We start from the raw sequence: 18937 nt of genomic DNA, 5'->3' as shown, positions 1-18937 counted from the left end.
TTGCGTTATAGACAATCAGGCAAGCCTCCTTCCTCGCGAAATGGGGAAGGAGGCTTCCTGTTTTTATGTTCATCCTCCCCTGCAAGGGGAGGGGGACCGCCGCATAGCGGTGGTGGAGGGGTATCACCCTATCGAGAGGGGGGACACCCCTCCGTCAGGGCTTCGCCCTGCCACCTCCCCTTGCAGGGGAGGATGGTATGAAACCGAAGCGTGCGACCTTGCGCTTCGGGCGTCCGATTGAACGGGCGGAAGGAACAGGTCTTTTGGTATCCGTCGGTATATGGCGGGTCGCTATTATCCGATGGAATACAACAATATGGCATTTGAAACTCTCCCCCCCATCCTGGCGCAGGCGCTCACGACGAAGGGGTATGAAAACCTGACCGAAGTGCAGGCGTCGGTCATCGAACCCGAAGCGATTGGCCGCGACATGATCGTGTCGGCCAAGACCGGGTCGGGCAAGACCGTCGCCTTTGGCCTGGCCATGGCGGGCGAATTGCTGAACGAGGAAGGCCGCCTGCCCCCGCCCGCCTGGCCGCTGGCGCTGGTCATCGCGCCGACGCGCGAACTGGCATTGCAGGTCAGCCGCGAACTGGAATGGCTCTACGCTGGAGCGCGGGCGCGCATCGCCACCTGCGTTGGCGGCATGGACGCCGCTCGCGAGCGCAAGGCGCTGGCGCAGGGCGCGCATATCGTCGTGGGCACGCCGGGCCGCCTGCGCGACCATCTGGAACGCGGCGCGCTCGACCTGTCGGCGCTGAAAACCGCCGTGCTGGACGAGGCCGACGAAATGCTCGACATGGGCTTTCGCGAAGATCTGGAGGGTATTCTCGACGCCACCCCTGATGGCCGCCGCACCCTGCTGTTTTCGGCGACCATGCCCAAGCCGATCGTGGCGCTGGCCCGCCGCTATCAGAAGGATGCGTTCCAGATCCAGTCCGCCGGCAATGATCGCGGCCATGGCGACATCAGCTATCAGGCGATGACCGTCGCGCCCGCCGACATTGAAAATGCCGTGGTCAACTTGCTGCGCTTCCATGAAGCGGAGACGGCGATCCTGTTCTGCGCCACGCGCGACAATGTCCGCCATCTCCACGCCAGCCTGACCGAGCGTGGCTTTGCCGCCGTCGCGCTGTCGGGCGAACATAGCCAGAATGAGCGCAACCATGCGCTGCAAGCGCTGCGCGACAAGCGAGCGCGCGTGTGCGTGGCGACCGACGTGGCCGCGCGCGGCATCGACCTGCCCACGCTGACGCTGGTGGTGCATGTCGAAATCCCGCGTGACGTCGAGACCATGCAGCATCGCTCCGGTCGTACCGGCCGCGCGGGCAAGAAGGGCACCGCCGTCCTGATCGTCCCCTATCCACGCCGTCGCCGGGTAGAAGGGATGCTGAAGGGCGCGAAAATTCCCGTCGAATGGACGTCCGCCCCCACCAAGGAAGCGATCGCCGCGCAGGATGCCGAACGGCTGCGCGCGCGCCTGCTGGAGCCGATGGAACTGGAAGAGTCCGACTGGGCACTGGGCGGCGAACTGCTGGAAGCCAAGAGCGCCAAGGAAATCGCGGCCATGCTGGTGCGGTCTGCCCGCGCCGCGCTGCCTGCGCCCGAAGAGCTGCTGGACGGCAGCGAAGCGCCCGCCCGCCGCGACGGGCCACGTCCCGGTTTTGAGGATACCCAGTGGTTCCGCATCAATATCGGTCGCCGCCAGAATGCCGATCCGCGCTGGATCCTGCCGCTGATCTGCCGTCGCGGCCATGTGTCGCGCGGTGACATCGGCGCAATCCGCATCACCACCAACGACACGATGTTCGAAATTCCCAAGGCGATCGCGTCCAAATTCCTGGCCGCCGTTCGTCGCACCGGCGAAGCGGGTGACGAGGGCGCGGACGTGCTGTTCGATCCGGTCGATGGCGCCCCGCGCGAGGAAGCGCGCGAAAAGCGCAAGCAGTTGCGCCCTGCCAATGGCGACCGCCCCAACCGCAGCGGTCCGCCCCGCGGCGGTCCCGGCAATTTTTCGCGTGGCGGCGCAGCGCCGCATAGCCCACGCCCGTTCAAGGGCGCGGGCGCAGGCGGCCCGCGCAAGGGGCCGCCGCGCAGCCGGGGGTAAGTTGCAAGATACTTACACATCCGTTCGTGCTGAGTAGAGACTGAGCTTGTCGAAGTTGAACAGGTCGGATCGTCCCCCGGACGATCCTGAACCATCCGGGGGATGGTTCACCTGTTCAAGTATCGAAGCATCGTGCGCATACGCATCCTTCGATACGCCATTTCGACTTCGCTCAATGGCTACTCAGGACGAACGGTGTTGATGTAAACCAGCACCCTTTAGAACAGCTAGGAGCCAAAGGGGCCGTCGGTCATTGCTATGAAGCATGACCGACGGCCCCTTTCTCATTCCGGTGCTGGGCGACCAGTTGACGCCCGACATCGCCGCGCTGCGGCACGCCGACAAGGCACGCAGCGTCGTGCTGATGATGGAGGTAGCGGATGAGACCCGCTATGTCCGCCATCACAAGGCGAAGATCGCCTTCATCCTGTCCGCCATGCGTCACCATGCCGATCGGCTGCGCGCGCTGGGGTGGACAGTCGATTATGTGAAACTCGACGATCCGGCCAATAGCGGCAGCTTCACTGCCGAGGTTGCGCGTGCCATCGCGCGGCATCACCCCGTCGCCATTCACGTGACGGAAGCAGGTGAATGGCGGGTGCGCGCGATGCTGGAAGATTGGGAACTGCGTTTCGGGCTGCCGGTCACGATCCATGAGGATGACCGCTTCCTCTGTTCCCATGCGGAATTCGACAGTTGGGCGGCGGCGCGCAAGCAGTTGCGGATGGAGTTTTTCTATCGCGACATGCGGCGAAAAACCGGACTGTTGATGACAAGCGCGGGCAATCCGGAGGGTGGCGAATGGAATTATGATGCGGAAAATCGCAAGCCACCGCCGGGGCGCGACCTGTTGATGCCGCAGCCCGTCCGGTTCCGGTCTGACGCGGTGACGCAAGATGTGCTGGCGCTGGTTGCGGATCGCTTTGCCGATCATATCGGCAGCCTTGACCATTTCCATTTCGCTGTGACGCATGAGGAAGCGATGCGCCAGCAGCGCCGCTTTCTGGACGAGGCATTGCCGCGCTTTGGCGACTATCAGGACGCGATGCTGACGGACGAGCCGTTCCTGTGGCACTCGATCCTGTCGCCCTATATCAACGCCGGGCTGCTCGATCCGCTGGCACTCTGCCAGGCGGTCGAGGCGCGCTATCGGGCGGGCAAGGTGCCGTTGAACGCAACGGAGGGCTTCATCCGCCAGATCATCGGCTGGCGCGAATATGTGCGTGGCATCTATTGGCACGAAGGGCCGGACTATGCGCAGCGTAACGCGCTGGGGGCGACACGGCCCCTGCCCGGCTTCTACTGGACCGGCGAAACCGACATGCATTGTATGGCGCAGGCCATCGGCCAGACCATCGACCATGCCTATGCCCACCATATCCAGCGACTGATGATCACTGGCAATTTCGCGCTGCTGGCCGGGATCGATCCGCACCAGGTTCATGTCTGGTATCTGGAAGTCTATGCGGACGCCTATGAATGGGTCGAACTGCCCAACACGCTGGGGATGAGCCAGTTTGCCGATGGCGGCCTGCTGGGGTCAAAGCCCTATGCCGCGAGCGGCGCCTATATCAACCGCATGTCGGATTACTGCAAATCCTGCCGCTATGACGTGAAGCAGCGGGTGGGCGAGGATGCGTGTCCGTTCAACGCCCTTTATTGGGATTTCCTGGCCCGTAATGAAAAGCTGCTGGGTGGCAATATGCGGCTGGCCATGCCCTATCGCAACTGGGCGAAGATGGCGCAGCCCGACCGCGCGGCGATCCGGGATCAGGCCGCGCGGTTTCTGACGTCTCTCGATTAATTGGCTCCGCACAGGCTGAGCATGCGGCCCGCCAGTTCCCGTTCCCCCATCACGATTTGCGGCACGCCCAGTTTCTCCAGATAGTCGACCTCCGCGTCGCTGTGCGCGCGGGCGACGACGGCCAGGTTGGGGTTCAAGCGGATCGCATGTTCAAAAATCGCCCCGCCCTCGAAACCTTCCGGCACGGCAATCAGCAGATGATGCGCCTTTTTAACTCCCGCCTTTGTAAGGTGCCGGTCCTCCAGCGCGCTGCCGCGTACCACGGACAGGCCGGCGGATTGGGCATCCTCGGCTTTCGCGCCATCGCCCTCGATCACGACGAACGGCACGGATCGCTCGGTCAGGCGGGTGGCGATCAGCTTGCCGACGCGGCCATAGCCTACCAGCACGACATGCCCCACCGGCGGGCGCTCCGCCGCGACGCGGGCGGCTTCTGCATCCACCTCGTCCTGCTTGCGGCCACGCACGGCCAGCGAGAAGAGGATGGGGTTGAGGAAGATCGAGACGATGGCGCCCGCCAGGATCAAATCGCGCGCATCGGCAGGCAGGACGCCAAGTCCCGTCCCCAGCGTGGCGAGGATGAAGGAAAATTCGCCGATCTGCGCCAGGCTGATCGCGATGGTCATGGCGGTGTCGGCTGGCTTGCCGAAAAGTCGGACAATGGCATAGGCGGCGATCGATTTGCCCACGATGATGATCGCCACGGTGGCCAGCAGCGGCAGCGGCTGTTCCACCAGCACCGCCGGATTGAACAACATGCCGACCGATACGAAGAACAGCACCGCAAATGCGTCGCGCAGAGGCAGCGTCTCCTCGGTCGCGCGGCGGCTGAGCGGCGTTTCGCCCAAAATCATGCCCGCGAAGAATGCGCCGAGCGCGAAGGAGACGTCGAACGCATAGGCCGCGCCGAACGCCACGCCCAGCGCGATGGCCAGAACCGCAAGCCGGAACAGTTCGCGCGATCCGGTATGCACCACCCAGTGCAACGCCCAGGGGATCACCCGTCGCCCCACCACCAGCATCAGGGCCACGAAGCCCGCAACCTTGAGCAGGGTACCGACCAGCGGCGCGATCAGGGCGCCTGCCCCTGCCCCTGCATTGGCGTCGTTGATGACGGTGGCGAGTGCGGGCAGCAGGACCAGCGCCAGGACCATCACCAGATCCTCGACGATCAGCCAGCCGATCGCGATGCGGCCCCGCCGCGTCTCGACCAGATCGGCGCCCTGTAACGCCCGCAGCAGTACGACGGTACTGGCGACCGACAGGGCAAGGCCAAAGACGATGCCCCCCATCAGCGGCCAGCCCATGACATGCGCCAACGCCATGCCAAGGCCGGTCGCGACTGCAATCTGCACCAGTGCGCCGGGGATGGCGATATTCTTGACCGACAGCAGGTCTTTGAGCGAAAAATGCAGTCCTACCCCGAACATCAGCAGGATGACCCCGATTTCGGCCAGTTCGTTGGCCAGCGCAGTGTCGGCAACGAAACCGGGGGTGAAGGGACCAACCATGATCCCGGCGACAAGATAACCGACGAGCGGCGAGAGTTTGAGGCGATGCGCGATCGCCCCCATGATGAAGGCAACAACGAGACCGGCGACAATCGTGCCGATCAGGGGCGTGTGATGGGGCATAGCAGGCTTTCTATTCTGCACGGCGGCCACGCGCATGACAGGCGCGGCCAGCCGGGCGACCTATCCCTGGGCGATGGGCAGCATGGCTAGCGATAGCGCGGCAGCGGCAATGGCCAGCGCGACCATGACGGCCGGCATGAACCACCAGGGCGGGCGTTTGCGGGGCATGAGCGAAGCTCCTTGTTCCGAACGAAGGCCCGCACAGGCGGGCCGGGACTCGATTCGTCAGGAACTGGCGGGCGGAGCGCGGGCGCGTCTATCGTTGGAGTGGAAGCTTGATCGCGCGCTTTCCCCGACAGGGGCGAAGGCGGGGGCAGCAGATTGCCGCCACAGGATCACAAAAGCGGCGGCAAACGCCGCCAGCAACAGCAGCGGGACCGACGGACCTTCGCCGTCCGGTTGCGTGGCCTGCACTGCCTGCGGGGCCAGCGGCGCGCGTGCCTTGATCACGACATCGATCGTCGCGGGATTGAAGGCGGAACCCGCGACCCGGCTGAGCGGAGGCCCAAGCGGCGCAAGCGCGGAGAGCAGGATGACCACAATCAGCGTACACACGGCAGCGACGACCGACAGGCGCTGGCCCGCCGATGCTCCACTGTCCGTTGCAATGCGCTTCATGTGTGTCACTATCCCTTTATCCTGCTATAGATAGGGCAAGGCAGGTCGAAAACCACCCCTCGAACCAGCCTATCGTGGTTGACAGGTCCGAGTCATTCCACTACCGGGCCACATTCCCGCGCGGGTCGGCTAAGGCTTCATGTCTTTGGTGATCTGCGTAAAGCAGATTTGAACGAGAAGAGACAAGCCATGTTCGCTATCGTGCGCACGGGCGGCAAGCAATATCGCGTCGCCGCCGGAGACAAGATCGTCGTCGAAAAGATGGCCGGTGAGGCCGGCGACAAGATCACGCTGGACGACGTCCTGCTGGCCGGTGAAGGCGGCGATCTGAAGGATGTGGCCGGTCTGACCGTCGCAGCCGAGATCATCGCGCAGGCGAAGGGCGAGAAGGTCATCGTCTTCAAGAAGCGCCGCCGCCACAATTATCGCCGCAAGAACGGCCACCGTCAGCGTCACACGATCCTGCGGATCGTTTCGATCGGCAGCGAAGCGAAGAAGGCCAAGAAGGCCGCTGCCAAGACCGAAGACGCGGCCCCTGCCGCTGCCGAAGCCTGATCGCTTCGCGACTAGAATTAGGAGTTTAGACAATGGCACATAAGAAAGCTGGCGGTTCGTCGCGCAACGGTCGTGATTCGGAATCGAAGCGCCTTGGCGTCAAGAAGTTCGGCGGTCAGGAAGTGATCGGCGGCAACATCATCATTCGCCAGCGCGGCACCCGCGTCTATCCCGGCCGCAACGTCGGCATGGGTAAGGACCACACGCTGTTCGCACTGGGCGAAGGCCGCGTGGTATTCCACGCTGGCAAGCAGGGCCGCAAATATGTGTCGGTAGACGCCGTCGCACAGGCCGCTGAATAACGGACGATCGATGACGGATCGTCCCTCCGCAAAGGGGCGATCCTCCCGACAGGGCCAATAGGCACTGTCGGTTTTCGAGGGAAAAAGGGGCGCTCCTTCCACAAGGAGCGCCCCTTTTTCATTGTTGCGGGCCTCCCCTCCACTTTCCCTCAAGTCCTTGGAACTTAAGCCCTTCTCGCGCGTCATGCGGGCGGGGCCAGTCCATGAACCCACGCCGTCGTCAAGCCGTCATCATTGGCGGCTATCGGCGCCGACAAAGAGGAGAGACGAGAATGTTCGCCCGTACCCCCCGCCTGCTCCTGCGTCCGGGCTGGATGGAAGATGCCCCTGCCCTGGCCCAGGCCATTGGCGACCCTGCCGTCCTGCGTAACCTGACGCGCGTGCCCAGCCCCTATGGCCTGGAAGACGCGCTGGCGTTTCTGGAAAGGCCGCAGGACGTGCATCTGCCCAGCCTGCTTGCCTTCACCCGCACCCACGGCGCGCCGCGCCTGGTCGGCGGCTGCGGCATCACCCGCGCCGACGATGGCGGCCATGAGCTGGGTTACTGGATCGCCCGCCCCTATTGGGGGCTGGGTTTCGCGACGGAAGCCGCACAGGCCGTGCTGCGCATGGCGCGCGCCAATGGCGTCAGTGGCATCCGTGCCGTCCATTTCGCCGACAATGGCGCGTCGGGCAATGTCCTGCGCAAGCTGGGCTTTCGCCAGACTGGCCGCGTCGAACCCCGTTTCAGCCCGGCGCGCGGCGACACTGCGCCCTGCCTGATCCTGGAAGAAGGCGGCGTGGCCCGACGGGGCGATGACCCGGCGATGGATCTGTACGCTGACGCCATGCCTGCTATGGCGGCGTAAGCTCCGGTCGTTCGATCATCGTCGACGACCCGGACGGAAAATCGACGCCCGTAAATTCAGGATACGCGGCGCGCAGCAGGGCAACTTGCTGCGCGCTGTCGATGCGGATCAGATACCATTGGCCTTCATCCTGTAACGCCAGCGTACTCGTCTGGCTACGCAGTGTCCCTACATCAGGAATAGCGATCTGACTCTCTGTTGGGATGAGCATATAGGCACGCTGTCGATCTGGCGTCGTGTTAACTGTCGCGGCCTGCATATTCATGGTGAAGGAGAGGAAGCGTACGCCCGCCACGGCATCGGCAATCTGCTTGCCGACCAAAAGCTTCACTTCGCTTTCTGGCACGCCAAAGCGATGCGCGATGCTACGGATCAGGCGGGGCGGAAGAAAGTCCAGGCTGTCAGCGATGCGCCCGTCATTCATCATAGCGTTGAACTCGACAACGCGGGAAGCGATGGCCGCTCGATCCACCTCTCCGATCACGGGCGCAGCGACGATAGCCATTACAGGCACGGACCAGCCGATCATGCCAACAGTCTCCGCCGATCGAACAGCCTGATCGCCTTGCCCGCCAGCATCGCATCGCCAAATTCGGCAAAGCCCAGCTTTCCCGCGACCTTGATTGACGCGCCATTATCGGGTCCGATGATGCAGCGGATCTTGGCCGCGTCCAGATTGGCGTCCGCCCAGCCCAGCACTGCCGTCATCGCCTCGGTCGCCAATCCCCGCCCCCAGGCCTGCGGTCCCAGCACCCAGCCGGCTTCGGGCACGCCCTCCAGTTCAGGCAAACCGCGTGCGGCGCTCAGCAATCCCGCCTCCCCGATCAGCGTGCCGGTCGCCCGGTCCTCCATCACCCACATGCCATAGCCCAGCAGCGACCACATGCCCGCATAGCGCAGCAGGCGGAACCACACCGCCTGCGCATCCTGCGGCGATCCGCCGATATGGCGCACGACATCGGCGTCGGCCCACAGCGCGCAACAGGCGGGATAGTCCGCAACGCCGTGCGGACGCAGGATCAGCCGGTCGGTTTGGAGCGTCGGGGGATGGAGCATGGCCGCGATAAGACCGCACCCCGCCCCGCCGGTCAAGCCGTGGCGGGCGCCGCCATCCGCGCATCGGCATAGGCGCTGTCGGCCAGCGCGATCAATGCCCGGTCGTCCACCCGCCATGGATGAAAACCGGGAAGAAAATAGCTCATCCAGGGTCGTGCCACGCGCCGCAATATGCCGGGCCGCACCAGAGCATAGTGCAGCAGCCCGCCCCATGCGCGCACATTTGTAATCCCGTCCTGCCGCAACAACTCCATCATCCCGCGCGCACGATGGTGCAGGAAATGCCTGGTCACGATCAGCATCATCAGCGTCTTGACGCGCCAGCGTTTCGCCCTGCTCCAGTTGCGGGTCGCATGCATCCATGTGTCATGCGCCGCCCCCTTATGCTCGATCTCCTCGATCGCGTGCCAGCGCCACATCGCGGCCGCTTCCGGCTCTGCCCCGACCAGGTAGCGCGGATCGCGCAGCAGTTCATGGGCCAGGATGGCGGTAAAATGTTCCAGCGCCATGGTCGCGGCCAGGCTGATGATCGGCGGCCGCTGCCGGGCAAGGTCCAGCAACCGAACCACGTCGGCGTCGAGCAGCGACACGTCATAGCCATTGTCCGTCACTTGCCGGTTGAAGGCCAAATGCTCGCGGCTATGGACCACTTCCTGCCTGGTGAAGGCCGCGATCTCCTGCGCCAGCCGATCAGGCACGCCTTCGCGAAAAGCCCGGACACTGTCGATGAAATAGGCTTCGCCGCGCGGAAAGGTGATCGACAGGGCGTTGAAGAAAGCCGTGGCGATCGGATCGCCATTCAGCCAATGTCGGGCGGACCCTTGCCCGCGCCCGAAACGGCGGTCGCGCGGCGTGATGGTCAAGTCAGTCGGGGTCATGGGGACATCTCTTCACTACTTACATGAATGTAAATACGAGTTGCTTACACTAATGTCAATAAAACGTGCCCGCCTCAGCCCCGATGAAAGCCGTCACGCGGCCGTGGAAGCGGCGCGCATGCTGCTGATCGAGGCCGGACCGCAAGCCGTGACGCTCAAGGCCGTGGCAGCGCGGATCGGACGGACCCATGCCAATCTTCTCCATCATTTCGGGTCGGCCGCGGGCTTGCAAAAGGCGCTGGCAGCGCATCTGGGCGAAACGATCACCGCGACGATCGGCAAAGCGGTGGACGCCATGCGGCGCGGCGAAGTCGCCCCCCGCCTGATCGTCGACATGACGTTCGATGCGTTCGACGCGGGCGGCGCGGGCGCGCTGGCCAGTTGGATGCTGGCGTCAGGCAATGAGGATGCGCTCGACCCTGTGGTGGAGGCGATCCACCGGCTGGTCGACAAGCTGGTCGCCACCGCGCTGACCCCGGACCTGGGCGATGTAATCCGCGACAATACGCTGATGCTGGTTCTGCTGGCGCTGGGCGATTCGCAGATGGGCGGGCCGATGGCGGCGTCGCTGGGCCTGCCGCGCGAAAAGGCGCGCGAGATCGCCACGCGCAGCCTGGTCGCTGCGCTCATGGCCGAAGCTGCCGCCTTTGCCGCGACCGAAGCGGCGCAAGCCAAGGTTTAACCTTGTGCGATTGCACGCTATTTCTCATTTTCCGCATTCCGCGAGCGCTCGGCTGTTCCAGCAGAGTTCAGAATGCTCTATGGGCGCCCCATGCATTTTCTCGATCAAGCAAAAATCTTTATCAAATCCGGCTGGGGCGGCCCCGGCGCGGTCAGTTTCCGGCGCGAAAAATATGAAGAATATGGCGGCCCGGATGGCGGCAATGGTGGCAAGGGCGGCGACATCATCTTTGAAGCGGTGCAGGGCCTCAACACCCTCATAGACTTTCGCTACACCCAGCATTTCAAGGCGCAGCGCGGCACGCCCGGCATGGGCAAGAATCGCTATGGCGCGGGCGGCAAGGATCTGGTGATCAAAGTGCCGGTCGGCACCCAGATATTGTCCGATCCCAAACCGATCGAGGGCAGCGAGGATGAGGACGGCATTCCCGATTATGAGGATCAGGAAGTGCTGGCCGACTTCACCGAAGTGGGACAGCGCATCACCTTCCTGCGCGGCGGCGATGGCGGCCGGGGCAACATGTCCTACAAGACCAGCACCAACCGCGCGCCGCGCCAGCATGGCACGGGCTGGCCGGGCCAGGAAATGTGGGTGTGGCTGCGGCTCAAGCTGCTGGCCGATGTCGGCCTTGTCGGCATGCCCAATGCGGGCAAATCGACGCTGATCAATCAGGTCACCAATACCAAGGCTAAGGTTGGCTCCTATGCCTTTACGACCACCAAGCCGCAACTGGGCGTGGTGCTGCACAAGAATCGCGAATTCGTGCTGGCGGACATTCCGGGCCTGATCGCCGGCGCGGCCGAGGGCGTGGGGATTGGCGACCGCTTCCTGGGCCATATCGAACGCTGCCGCGTGCTGCTCCATCTGATCGACGCGACCGGAGACGATCCGATCGAGGCTTTCCACATCGTACAGGACGAACTGGCCGCCTATGGCGAGGGGCTGGACGAAAAGCCGCAGATCGTCGCGCTCAACAAGGGCGACCTGCTTGGCCCCGAACTGATGGAAGATATTGCCGGCCAGCTGCGCGAGGAAGGCGTGGAAGATGTGTTCATCATCTCGGCGGGCACTGGCGAGGGCGTGGAAGCGTTGCTCGACTCGATCCTGCCGATCGTGGGACAGGCGCTGGACGATGCGAAGGCTGAAGGCAGCGCGGATGAAGAAGGCGAAGGCCCATGGTCGCCGCTCTAGGCGTCAACCAACCCACCCCCGTTCGGGCTGAGCCTGTCGAAGCCCTGCACGTCTCTTCAAGAAAGAACGGCCCTTCGACAAGCTCAGGGCGAACGGAATGATAGCTGTGTCCATGCCCCCCCTCTCCGGCTTTCCCCCCGCCCTCATTCGCCGTCTGGTCATCAAGATCGGCTCTGCCCTGCTGGTCGATCCGGCGGGTCAGGTGCGGGTGGACTGGTTGCGTACGCTGGTCGCCGATGTCGCGGCGCGGAAAAGCGCGGGGCAGCAGGTGATCATCGTATCGTCCGGCGCGATCGCGCTGGGCGCGCGCCGGTTGAAATTGCCCAAGGGCGGACGCGGCAGCCTGGAGGATGCGCAGGCAGCGGCGGCAACCGGACAGATCGCCCTGTCGCAATGCTGGGCCAGCCTGCTGGACGAATGCGGCATCACTGCCGCGCAGATGCTGGTGACGCTCGACGACCTGGAAAATCGCCGCCGCTATCTCAATGCGTCCGCTACGCTCGAACGGCTGATGACGCTGGGCGTCGTGCCGGTGGTGAACGAGAATGACAGCGTCGCTACCGCCGAAATCCGCTTTGGCGATAATGACCGGCTGGCGGCGCGTATCGGACAGGCGGCACGGGCTGACGCAGTTGTCCTGCTGTCGGACGTCGACGGGCTTTACACCGCCAACCCGCACGTCGATGCGGACGCGATGCTGATAGAGACAATAGAACGCATCGATGCGCGAATCGCTGCCATGGCCGATGGCGGTTCCGCGTCCGGCATGGGATCGGGCGGGATGACCTCAAAGATCGAGGCGGCCAGGATCGCGACCGGCGCGGGCGCCCATCTGGCCATCATTTCGGGCAAGGTCGATGCGCCCCTGTCGCACTGGACCACTGGTGGCAAGGGGTCGATCTTCCTCGCCGCTCCAGCGAAACGTGCGCGCAAGGGCTGGCTTGCCGGGCGGTTGACCGTGCGCGGGCGGATCATCGTGGATGCGGGCGCGGAACGGGCGCTGGGCCAGGGCAACAGCCTGTTGCCAGCCGGTGTCGCCAGTGTCGAAGGCGTATTCGCGCGCGGCGACGTGGTCGATATCATGACCCCCGATGGCCGGACGATCGCGCGCGGCCTGAGCGAATATGACAGCGAGGAAGCGGCGCGGATCGCGGGCAAGCGCAGCGAGGATATTGCCGTGCTGCTTGGCCATCTGCCACGATCCGTGCTGGTCCATCGCGACCATATGGCGATGGTCTGACGCCATGACATTGCGGATTGCGATGACCGGCGCGACGGGTTTCGTCGGCACGGAGACGTTGGATCAGGCGTTGGCGGCGGGGCATCATGTCACCGCACTGACGCGCAAGGCACAGCCGCCGCGCGCGCGGCTGAAATGGGTGCCGGGATCGCTGGAGGACGCCGCGGGGCTGGATACGCTGGTCCGCGACGCCGATGTCGTGGTGCATATCGCGGGCGTGGTGAACGCGCCGGACAGGGCGGCTTTCGCTGTCGGCAATGCGCGCGGCACCATCGCCGTGATCGACGCGATGCGCAAACGTGGCGTGCGGCGGTTGATCCACGTTTCTTCACTGGCGGCGCGCGAACCGGACCTGTCCGACTATGGCTGGTCCAAGGCGCTGGCCGAACGCCATGTACAGGCCAGCGGCCTCGACTGGACGATTGTGCGCCCGCCCGCCATTTATGGCCCCAATGATCGGGAGATGCTGGAACTGTTCCGCATGGCCAAGCGCGGCGTCATGATGCTGCCGCCCGGCGGGCGCCTTTCGGTGATCGAAGTAGGCGATCTGGCCCGGCTGCTGCTGACGCTGGCGGGCGAGCAGGAAATCAGCCTGACGCACATCTATGAGGCGGACGACGGCACTGTCGGCGGGTGGGATCACAAGGATTTTGGCGCAGCGATCGGCCGCGCGATGGGGCGCACCGTACGGACGCTGGCAACTCCGGCATGGCTGCTGGGCGTGGCGGCACGGACTGACCGGATGATCCGGGGCAAGGGCGCGAAGCTGACCCCTGACCGGGTCGATTATTTCTGCCATCCCGACTGGGTCGCCGCGACCGGCGCGCATGTCCCCCGGCAATTATGGATGCCGCAAGTGCCGACCGAGGCGGGGTTGAAGGCGACGGCGGAGGCTTATCGGGCCAAGGGCTGGGTGTAGGTCCGCCCCCCTTACCCTCACCGTTATGATTCGACGGGCTTCTTCGCTCGCTGTTCCGCCAGAAATTCGCTGATCGCCTGCCCGCTGGCATTGAGCAGCGGAAAGGTGCGCGCGTCGGACAGCCAGTCCGGGCGGCGCGCGCCGCTGCCATACATGGTGTCATAGACCAGACTGAATGCCAGAAAGATCAGGGTCGCGCCGATCAGTCCCTTGACCGCGCCAAAGCCGCCGCCCAGCACCCGGTCGACCGGCCCCAGCACGGACTGGCGGGTACGGCGGCCAATGGCGTGGGCGACCATCTTGCCCGCTGCGAAGGTAACGCCGAACACCAGTACCAGCGCCAGCACGGCGGCCCCGCTGGTCGTCCCGACAAAGGCGCTGAGCAATTCGGTGGCGGAGGCATGGAACAGGCGAATGGCGAAGATCGCGAGCACCCACGCCATCAGCGAAAGGGTTTCCAGCACGAAACCGCGCAGCAAGCCCAATATGGCGCAACCGCCAATGGCGAGCAGGACAAGAATATCAACGGCGTTCATCGCCAGCGTGGCTATCCCCTGCCCAGCATCTGGTCAACCAGCCCCGCGAGCGTGCGGAAGCCATTGACCGCAATTCCCTTCACCCCGTCCGCCGCCGCGGCGGGGATGAAAGCGCGATTGAACCCGAGCTTGGCCGATTCGCGCAGCCGCAGCGGCGCATGGGCGACGGGCCGGATTTCACTCGACAGCGCGATTTCGCCGAACAGCACGACGTCGGCGGGAACGGGCTTTTCCGACAGGGCGGAGACCAGCGCCGCTGCCACCGCCAGGTCCGCCGCCGGGTCCGACAGGCGATAGCCGCCCGCGACGTTCAGATAGACTTCGCAGGTCGAAAAGCTGAGGCCACAGCGCGATTCCAGCACCGCCAGCACCATCGCCAGCCGACCGCTGTCCCAGCCTACTACGGCCCGGCGTGGCGTCGCCCCGCTCGACAGGCGCACGACCAGCGCCTGTATCTCTACCAGCACCGGCCGGGTTCCTTCCAGCGCCGGGAACACGGTCGCGCCGGTCACGCTCTCATCACGATGGGTCAGGAACAAGGCGGACGGGTTGGCGACTTCCTCCAGCCCCTCCGCCACCATTGCGAACACGCCGATCTCGTCCGTGCCGCCAAAGCGGTTCTTGATCGCGCGCAGGATGCGGTACTGGTGGCTGCGCTCCCCCTCGAACGCCAGCACGGTATCGACCATATGTTCCAGCACGCGCGGCCCGGCGATGCTGCCATCCTTGGTCACATGGCCGACCAGCACGAGCGCACTGTTGCGCTGCTTGGCAAAGCGGATCAGTTCCTGAGACGATGCCCGCACCTGGCTGACCGTGCCGGGCGCACCCTCGATCAGATCGCTATGCATCGTCTGGATCGAATCGATGATGAGCAAGGCGGGCGGCTCCCCCTCCCCCAGCGTCGTCAATATGTCGCGCACCGACGTGGCGCTCGCCAGCATCACCGGCGCGCCCCCCAGGCCCAGCCGCTGCGCGCGCAGCCGCACCTGATCGGTCGCTTCCTCGCCACTGATATAGACGACCGACAGCCCGCGCGCCGCCACCCGCGCCGCGGCCTGCAACAACAAGGTCGATTTGCCGATGCCCGGATCGCCGCCGATCAGCGTGGCCGATCCCGCCACGATTCCGCCGCCCAACGCCCGATCGAACTCGGCAATGCCGGTGCTGGTGCGCGGCGGCAGCTCGACCTTGCTGTCCAGCCCGATTAGCGTGATCGCCCGTCCGCCAGCGTGCAGGTCGTGCCGCGCCGAAAACGCGGTTTCCGGCGCTTCCTCGACGATGCTGTTCCACTCGCCGCAATCCTCGCACTGGCCCTGCCACCGCGGCGAGACTGTGCCGCATTGCTGACAGACGAATTTCCGCTTTGCCTTGGCCATGGCGGAGATATGCCGACCATGCGCGAACATTGCAAGAACATCCGGTGATGGACTGGAAACATCATCGCGGCTCAGGCATTGAAGCGGTAATGAAGACAATCCGCGTTGCCAGCTACAATATCCGCAAGGCCATCGGCACCGACCGGCGGCGGATGCCCGAACGGGTGCTGGAGGTGCTGGGCGAGGTGGACGCGGACATCATCGCGCTACAGGAAGCCGACCGGCGCTTTGGCGTGCGATCTGCGGCCATTCCGTCCGTGCTGATGGAGCGCCTGAGCGATTACAAGCCCGTGCCGCTCGACGTGCAGGTGGATTCGATGGGCTGGCACGGCAACGCCCTCCTGGTGCGCAAGGCTGCACAGATCGACCTGAGCGACGTGCTGCATCTCCCCTATCTGGAACCGCGCGGCGCGACCATGGCGGAAGTGACGCTGAACGGCCTGTCGCTGCGCGTGTTCGGCATGCATCTGGACCTGTCGGGCCTGTGGCGGCGGCGGCAGGCCGCAGCCGTCATCAATGCGGCGGCACAGGGTGCGCCCATGCCCACCGTGCTGATGGGCGATCTTAACGAATGGAGCGCCAATCGCGGCTGCCTGGCCGACTTTGCGCATCATTATAGTTTCGCGCCGTGCGGACGCAGTTTCCATGCGCGCCGTCCGGTGGCGCGGCTCGACCGGATCATGCATTGCAACCGGCTGACGCTGACCGACTGCGGCGTCCATGACAGCGCTTCGTCGCGCAAGGCGTCCGACCATTTACCGATCTGGGCCGATTTCCGCGCCTGACAGCCCCTCGACAAGCTGTCTCCGCTCTGCGACGTTCACGCCATGAAGGAGAGGGAACTCAGGCTTGGGCTGGTCTGCTATGGCGGCATCAGCCTGGCCATTTACATGCATGGCATCACCAAGGAGGTATGGCGGTTGGCGCGCGCCAGCCGCGCCTATCATGACGGCGTGCAGCCGGAGACAGGCAGCGAGGCCATCTATCACAAGTTGCTTGCCGATATGGAGGAAGCCAGCGGGGTGCGGCTGCGCGTGCTGCCGGACATTATCGCCGGGGCCAGCGCCGGCGGCATCAATGGCATCTTTCTGGCGCAGGCGATCGAGACCGGCCAGTCGCTGGAGCCGCTGACCAACCTGTGGCTCGACAATGCCGATGTCGACAGCCTGCTCGATCCCGACGCCCGCCCGACCCGCGCGCTCACAAAATTCTGGGCGACGCCGCTGGTCTGGATGGCGGCGCGGCGGCCCGGCGATGCGGTGGAGCGCACGGTCGCGCCGGACACGCGCGAGGAAGTGCGGATGAAATTGTCCCGCTTCATCCGCTCCCGCTGGTTCGAACCGCCCTTTGGCGGGGAGATTTTCACGACGCTGATCCTCGACGCCTTCGACGCGATGGCGGCCAGCGAGCGCGGGCCGGTGCTGTTGCCTGACGGCCATCCGCTCGACCTGTTCGTCACCGTCACCGATTTTGAAGGGCATCCGCAAAGCCTGACCCTCAACAGCCCGCGCCAGGTGATCGAGACCGAACATCGCCTGTCGATCGGCTTCCGGGCACGGGGTCGGGGAGCGCGCGAATTTGCCGATACCGCCGAACTGGTGTTCGCGGCGCGCGCCACCGCCAGCTTTCCGGGCGCCTTCCCCCCCTTCACCGTGCGGGAACTGGACCGGGTGCTCAAGCGCCGCCATCGCAATTGGCCGACGCGCGATGCCTTCCTGGCCCGCGCGCTGCCGCGTCACTGGGCGCGCGGCACGGCCGAGGATGCGGTGCTGATCGACGGGTCGGTGCTGGCCAATGCGCCCTTCGCGCAGGCCATCGGCGCGCTGCGCAACCGGCCATCGCGGCGGGAGGTCGACCGGCGCTTCGTCTATATCGATCCAAAGCCTGGACATCGCACCATCCAGCTCAACCGCCATGGCGATCAGGTCGCGGTGCCCACGGGCGAGGATGCGCCGCTGCCCGGCTTCTTCCGCACCATCTTCGGCGCGCTGAGCGACATTCCGCGCGAACAGCCGATTCGCGACAATCTGGAGGCGATCGACCGCCATTCCTCGCGCATTCGCCGGATGCGCCGCATATTGAACGCGCTGCGCCCCGGTATCGAGGCGGAGGTGGAAGGGGCGATCGGCGGGATGCTGTTCCTCGACCGGCCAACCCCGTCGCGCCTGTCGGCCTGGCGCGCCAAGGCGCAGCAGCGGGCGGCCAGTTCCGCCGGTTTCGCCTTTCCCGCCTATGGCCACCTCAAATTGTCAGGCATCGTCGAATCGCTCGCAACCTTGCTGTTCCGCCTGTCGGGGGAGGACAGCCGGATGCTGCGCGAAACCTATCGCGCGGCGATATGGGCACAGGTGCGCAAGGATGGCGCGGATCAACTGGACGGGAGCGGCGGGTCGGCTTCCGGCCCGGTCACCTTCTTCCGCACCCATGATCTGGCGTTCCGCATTCGCCGCCTGCGCTTTCTGGCGCGGCATCTGGCCGACACGCTGGAAAGCGAGGGCGCGGCGGAGGATGAAGCGGTGCTGGCAATGCATGACGCGATCTACCGCGCGCTGGCGCTCTATGCCGAATGCGAGGAGAGCGATTTTCACGGGGCCGCCGTGCTGGCCGCCGCGCGCGATGTGCCGGGCGATGCCGCCGCCGCACTGGAAGCGGTCGCGCAGGAACGCGGCCTGCGGACGCGGGACGAGGGTGCGGAGATGATCCTGGCCGAAGCCTTCGCCGCCCTGCCCAAGGCCGGTCGCAGGTCCATGCTGCTCGCTTATCTCGGCTTCCCCTTCTATGACATAGCCACCCTACCGTTGCTTCAGGGTGACACTATGGACGAATATGATCCGGTGAAGGTCGACCGGATTTCGCCCGAAGATTGCTCCGCGATCCGGCCCGGCGGCGCTGCCGCCACACTTAAAGGCATTGAATTCAATAATTTCGGCGCTTTCTTCAGCCGGGTCTATCGGGAAAATGACTATCTGTGGGGCCGCCTGCATGGGGTCGAGCGGCTGCTGGACATCGTGATTTCAGCCATGCCCACCGCAAGCCGCCTTTCCCCCGACGCGCTGCGCGACTATAGGCGAGCGGCTTTTCTGGCGATCCTGGACGAAGAAGAGTCGCGGCTACCGCATGCCGCGGACCTGATCGCCAGCTTGCGGGAGGAAATCGGGTGAGCAGGCGTTTGAGGCTGGTTCCGATAG

The 18937-nt window shown here is 65.0% G+C and carries 18 protein-coding genes; 11 read left to right on the top strand and 7 right to left on the bottom strand.

Annotation, left to right across the window (positions count from 1 at the left end):
* The first annotated feature begins 316 nt into the window (after positions 1 to 316).
* A complete protein-coding gene (locus AC07X9_RS01980; protein WP_026002380.1) occupies positions 317 to 2107 on the top strand; it encodes a DEAD/DEAH box helicase in 1791 nt (596 codons plus the stop codon).
* Between the two features lie 265 nt (positions 2108 to 2372).
* Positions 2373 to 3911 (top strand): cryptochrome/photolyase family protein, encoded by a 1539-nt coding sequence (locus AC07X9_RS01975; RefSeq protein ID WP_086485428.1) that lies wholly within the window; start codon positions 2373 to 2375, stop codon positions 3909 to 3911.
* On the opposite strand, the gene ybaL is transcribed toward AC07X9_RS01975, so the two are convergent.
* Positions 3908 to 5545 (bottom strand): YbaL family putative K(+) efflux transporter, encoded by a 1638-nt coding sequence (gene ybaL, locus AC07X9_RS01970; protein WP_017183115.1) that lies wholly within the window; start codon positions 5543 to 5545, stop codon positions 3908 to 3910. The genes AC07X9_RS01975 and ybaL overlap by 4 nt on opposite strands.
* A gap of 225 nt (positions 5546 to 5770) precedes the next feature.
* Positions 5771 to 6163, bottom strand: a complete 393-nt coding sequence (locus AC07X9_RS01965; protein ID WP_086485427.1) for a hypothetical protein — start codon at positions 6161 to 6163, stop codon at positions 5771 to 5773.
* A gap of 189 nt (positions 6164 to 6352) precedes the next feature.
* Between AC07X9_RS01965 and rplU the strand changes: the two genes are divergently transcribed.
* The 3 genes from rplU (at position 6353) to AC07X9_RS01950 (ending at position 7868) form a co-directional block, all read left to right on the top strand.
* Positions 6353 to 6718 (top strand): 50S ribosomal protein L21, encoded by a 366-nt coding sequence (rplU, locus tag AC07X9_RS01960; RefSeq protein ID WP_017183118.1) that lies wholly within the window; start codon positions 6353 to 6355, stop codon positions 6716 to 6718.
* Positions 6719 to 6750: 32 nt separating this feature from the next.
* Positions 6751 to 7020: a 50S ribosomal protein L27 gene (gene rpmA / locus AC07X9_RS01955; protein ID WP_017183119.1), complete on the top strand. Its 270-nt coding sequence runs from the start codon at positions 6751 to 6753 to the stop codon at positions 7018 to 7020.
* A gap of 272 nt (positions 7021 to 7292) precedes the next feature.
* Positions 7293 to 7868: a GNAT family N-acetyltransferase gene (locus tag AC07X9_RS01950; protein ID WP_017183120.1), complete on the top strand. Its 576-nt coding sequence runs from the start codon at positions 7293 to 7295 to the stop codon at positions 7866 to 7868.
* Here the strand turns inward: AC07X9_RS01950 and AC07X9_RS01945 are convergent.
* From AC07X9_RS01945 to AC07X9_RS01935, 3 genes are read right to left on the bottom strand one after another with little or no spacing between them, the layout of a single operon-like run.
* Positions 7855 to 8397 (bottom strand): hypothetical protein, encoded by a 543-nt coding sequence (locus AC07X9_RS01945; protein ID WP_017183121.1) that lies wholly within the window; start codon positions 8395 to 8397, stop codon positions 7855 to 7857. The two genes, AC07X9_RS01950 and AC07X9_RS01945, sit on opposite strands and share 14 nt — an antisense overlap.
* Entirely contained in the window at positions 8394 to 8924 is a 531-nt protein-coding gene (locus tag AC07X9_RS01940) for a GNAT family N-acetyltransferase (RefSeq protein ID WP_017183122.1), read from the bottom strand. The genes AC07X9_RS01945 and AC07X9_RS01940 overlap by 4 nt, the downstream gene beginning before the upstream one ends.
* A gap of 32 nt (positions 8925 to 8956) precedes the next feature.
* Entirely contained in the window at positions 8957 to 9802 is an 846-nt protein-coding gene (locus tag AC07X9_RS01935; protein WP_017183123.1) for a metal-dependent hydrolase, read from the bottom strand.
* Between the two features lie 52 nt (positions 9803 to 9854).
* Between AC07X9_RS01935 and AC07X9_RS01930 the strand changes: the two genes are divergently transcribed.
* The 4 genes from AC07X9_RS01930 to AC07X9_RS01915 all read left to right on the top strand — a co-directional run bounded on the left by AC07X9_RS01930 (position 9855) and on the right by AC07X9_RS01915 (position 13834).
* Positions 9855 to 10484, top strand: coding sequence for a TetR/AcrR family transcriptional regulator (locus AC07X9_RS01930; protein ID WP_026002381.1), 630 nt, complete (start codon positions 9855 to 9857; stop codon positions 10482 to 10484).
* A gap of 90 nt (positions 10485 to 10574) precedes the next feature.
* Positions 10575 to 11675 carry a GTPase ObgE gene (gene obgE, locus AC07X9_RS01925; protein WP_017183125.1) on the top strand — a complete coding sequence of 367 codons (1101 nt, stop codon included), beginning with the start codon at positions 10575 to 10577 and terminating at the stop codon, positions 11673 to 11675.
* A gap of 97 nt (positions 11676 to 11772) precedes the next feature.
* Positions 11773 to 12915, top strand: coding sequence for a glutamate 5-kinase (gene proB, locus AC07X9_RS01920; protein WP_017183126.1), 1143 nt, complete (start codon positions 11773 to 11775; stop codon positions 12913 to 12915).
* A gap of 4 nt (positions 12916 to 12919) precedes the next feature.
* A complete protein-coding gene (locus tag AC07X9_RS01915) occupies positions 12920 to 13834 on the top strand; it encodes an NAD-dependent epimerase/dehydratase family protein (RefSeq protein WP_017183127.1) in 915 nt (304 codons plus the stop codon).
* Positions 13835 to 13857: 23 nt separating this feature from the next.
* On the opposite strand, the gene AC07X9_RS01910 is transcribed toward AC07X9_RS01915, so the two are convergent.
* Positions 13858 to 14370 (bottom strand): CvpA family protein, encoded by a 513-nt coding sequence (locus AC07X9_RS01910; protein ID WP_017183128.1) that lies wholly within the window; start codon positions 14368 to 14370, stop codon positions 13858 to 13860.
* 11 nt (positions 14371 to 14381) lie between these two features.
* Positions 14382 to 15749, bottom strand: a complete 1368-nt coding sequence (gene radA, locus AC07X9_RS01905; protein ID WP_026002382.1) for a DNA repair protein RadA — start codon at positions 15747 to 15749, stop codon at positions 14382 to 14384.
* Between the two features lie 89 nt (positions 15750 to 15838).
* Here radA and AC07X9_RS01900 point away from each other — a divergent pair, with 89 nt between their 5' ends.
* A complete protein-coding gene (locus AC07X9_RS01900; RefSeq protein WP_086485925.1) occupies positions 15839 to 16534 on the top strand; it encodes an endonuclease/exonuclease/phosphatase family protein in 696 nt (231 codons plus the stop codon).
* A gap of 42 nt (positions 16535 to 16576) precedes the next feature.
* Positions 16577 to 18910, top strand: coding sequence for a patatin-like protein (locus tag AC07X9_RS01895; protein ID WP_017183131.1), 2334 nt, complete (start codon positions 16577 to 16579; stop codon positions 18908 to 18910).
* Positions 18911 to 18937: the final 27 nt, after the last annotated feature.

This window comes from Sphingobium sp. GW456-12-10-14-TSB1, assembly GCF_059424385.1.
The sequence above is the reverse complement of the archived record's forward strand: the minus strand, read 5'-3'. Positions and strand labels throughout refer to the sequence as shown.

Coding starts and splice junctions, on each gene's coding strand:
- AC07X9_RS01980 (WP_026002380.1), top strand. CDS start 317: ATGGCATTTGAAACTCTCCCCCCCATCCTGGCGCAGGCGCTCACGACG.
- AC07X9_RS01975 (WP_086485428.1), top strand. CDS start 2,373: ATGACCGACGGCCCCTTTCTCATTCCGGTGCTGGGCGACCAGTTGACG.
- ybaL (WP_017183115.1), bottom strand. CDS start 5,545: ATGCCCCATCACACGCCCCTGATCGGCACGATTGTCGCCGGTCTCGTT.
- AC07X9_RS01965 (WP_086485427.1), bottom strand. CDS start 6,163: ATGAAGCGCATTGCAACGGACAGTGGAGCATCGGCGGGCCAGCGCCTG.
- rplU (WP_017183118.1), top strand. CDS start 6,353: ATGTTCGCTATCGTGCGCACGGGCGGCAAGCAATATCGCGTCGCCGCC.
- rpmA (WP_017183119.1), top strand. CDS start 6,751: ATGGCACATAAGAAAGCTGGCGGTTCGTCGCGCAACGGTCGTGATTCG.
- AC07X9_RS01950 (WP_017183120.1), top strand. CDS start 7,293: ATGTTCGCCCGTACCCCCCGCCTGCTCCTGCGTCCGGGCTGGATGGAA.
- AC07X9_RS01945 (WP_017183121.1), bottom strand. CDS start 8,397: ATGATCGGCTGGTCCGTGCCTGTAATGGCTATCGTCGCTGCGCCCGTG.
- AC07X9_RS01940 (WP_017183122.1), bottom strand. CDS start 8,924: ATGCTCCATCCCCCGACGCTCCAAACCGACCGGCTGATCCTGCGTCCG.
- AC07X9_RS01935 (WP_017183123.1), bottom strand. CDS start 9,802: ATGACCCCGACTGACTTGACCATCACGCCGCGCGACCGCCGTTTCGGG.
- AC07X9_RS01930 (WP_026002381.1), top strand. CDS start 9,855: ATGTCAATAAAACGTGCCCGCCTCAGCCCCGATGAAAGCCGTCACGCG.
- obgE (WP_017183125.1), top strand. CDS start 10,575: ATGCATTTTCTCGATCAAGCAAAAATCTTTATCAAATCCGGCTGGGGC.
- proB (WP_017183126.1), top strand. CDS start 11,773: ATGATAGCTGTGTCCATGCCCCCCCTCTCCGGCTTTCCCCCCGCCCTC.
- AC07X9_RS01915 (WP_017183127.1), top strand. CDS start 12,920: ATGACATTGCGGATTGCGATGACCGGCGCGACGGGTTTCGTCGGCACG.
- AC07X9_RS01910 (WP_017183128.1), bottom strand. CDS start 14,370: ATGAACGCCGTTGATATTCTTGTCCTGCTCGCCATTGGCGGTTGCGCC.
- radA (WP_026002382.1), bottom strand. CDS start 15,749: ATGGCCAAGGCAAAGCGGAAATTCGTCTGTCAGCAATGCGGCACAGTC.
- AC07X9_RS01900 (WP_086485925.1), top strand. CDS start 15,839: ATGAAGACAATCCGCGTTGCCAGCTACAATATCCGCAAGGCCATCGGC.
- AC07X9_RS01895 (WP_017183131.1), top strand. CDS start 16,577: ATGAAGGAGAGGGAACTCAGGCTTGGGCTGGTCTGCTATGGCGGCATC.